We start from the raw sequence: 1761 nt of genomic DNA, 5'->3' as shown, positions 1-1761 counted from the left end.
GCGGAGGCAAAAAAGACCTGTCCGGTGATCCGGTAGGCACGGGTGCGCCCTTCGTCCTCGGCCATCGAAGCGACATGCAGCACCTGCCCCACCTTGTGGGCGAAGAAAAACCCGGACAGCAGCACCCCGGTCAACACCCCCTGGGCCAAGTCATGGGTGGAGACTGTCACCGCCACCGTGGCCAGCATGACCACGGTGGAGCTTTTCGGGTGTTCGCGCAGATTACGAATCGAATCCCAATTGAAGGTGCCGATGGAGACCATAATCATCACCGACACCAGCGCCGCCATCGGGATCAGCGCCACCCAGTCGCCGACAAACACCACCAGCACCAGCAGGAACAGCCCCGCGGCCAGCGTCGACAGCCGGCCGCGGCCGCCCGATTTCACGTTGATCACCGACTGGCCGATCATCGCGCAGCCGGCCATGCCGCCAAGAAACCCCGTCGCGATATTGGCCACGCCCTGACCAACGCACTCGCGGTTTTTGTTGCTGCCGGTGTCGGTGAGGTCGTCAACAATCGAGGCCGTCATCATCGATTCCAGCAGCCCCACCACCGCCAGGGTGGCCGATACCGGCAGGATGATGGACAGGGTTTCCAGGTTCAACGGCACGTCCGGCAGCAAAAACAGCGGCAGGCTATCGGGCAACTCACCCATGTCGCCCACGGTGCGGATGTCCAGCCCCAGCGCAATGGAAATGCCGGTCAACACCAAAATCGCCACCAATGGCGAGGGCACCGCGCGGGTCACGAAAGGGAACAGGTAGATGATGCCAAGGCCCGCGGCCACCATCGCATAGACCACCCAGGTGACGTTGGTGAGTTCGGGAAGCTGGGCCATAAAAATCAGAATCGCCAGGGCATTCACGAATCCGGTGATCACCGAGCGGGAGACGAAGCGCATGAGCGAACCAAGCCTCAGCCAGCCCGCCAGCATCTGCAGCACGCCGGTGAGTACGGTGGCAGCAAGCAGGTATTGCAACCCGTGCTCCTTGACCAGTGTGACCATCACCAGCGCCATGGCGCCGGTGGCGGCAGAGATCATGCCCGGGCGCCCTCCGGCAAAGGCGATGACGGTGGCGATACAGAACGAGGCGTAGAGCCCCACCTTGGGGTCCACACCGGCGATGATCGAAAACGCGATCGCTTCGGGGATCAGCGCCAGGGCGACGACCAGCCCTGCCAGCAGGTCACTGCGAATGTTGGCGAGCCATTCCTGTCGAATCGAGTTCATGCTGATGCGGGTTCCATGGTTGTGCTTCGCACCGGCCACATGGCCCAACCGGTCCGCAAGGGTATGCGAGGGCCACTGGGCATTCGCCGGTCTGGCGGAGGATATCGGTTCGGGCTCAGCCCGCAGGCGGAGCACGGTGAAGCGATCCCACGTCGGGAAAGTGTTCGTGTCGTGGTAAAGACACACCGGGGGCCGCCCGGCTTGACTCTGCAACAGATAGCGGGTGCGCGGGCAAGCTGCGCAACAACATGCAGCGGGTGCGGTTTATCCCGAGCAGATGAGATGTTCAGCTACGGGTGATCTGTGCAGGGGCACGCATTCTAAGACATCGATGGAGTGTCGACAACGGTAGGCGTTCCCTTCACCCGCTGCCGGGCTTAGCACGCGGCAAAACTGCCGGCAGGTGGCTCTCGGCAAAAACACATCTGAGGCACGGCGAGAACTGTCGGTCGGGACCGCATAAAACACCGAAATTCGGTGCGATTGAGTAACAACCGATCGCTCGAATGGCGGAGAGGGAGGGATT

The 1761-nt window shown here is 62.3% G+C and carries 1 protein-coding gene; it reads right to left on the bottom strand.

The window, feature by feature from the left end; translation table 11 throughout:
- Nucleotides 1-1235, bottom strand: a 1235-nt coding sequence (locus tag SVU69_13605) for a SulP family inorganic anion transporter (protein ID MDY6944032.1), incomplete at its 3' end; no start/stop codon positions are given.
- Nucleotides 1236-1761: the final 526 nt, after the last annotated feature.

This window comes from Pseudomonadota bacterium, assembly GCA_034189865.1.
GTDB lineage: Bacteria > Pseudomonadota > Gammaproteobacteria > UBA5335 > UBA5335 > JAXHTV01.
The sequence above is the reverse complement of the archived record's forward strand: the minus strand, read 5'-3'. Positions and strand labels throughout refer to the sequence as shown.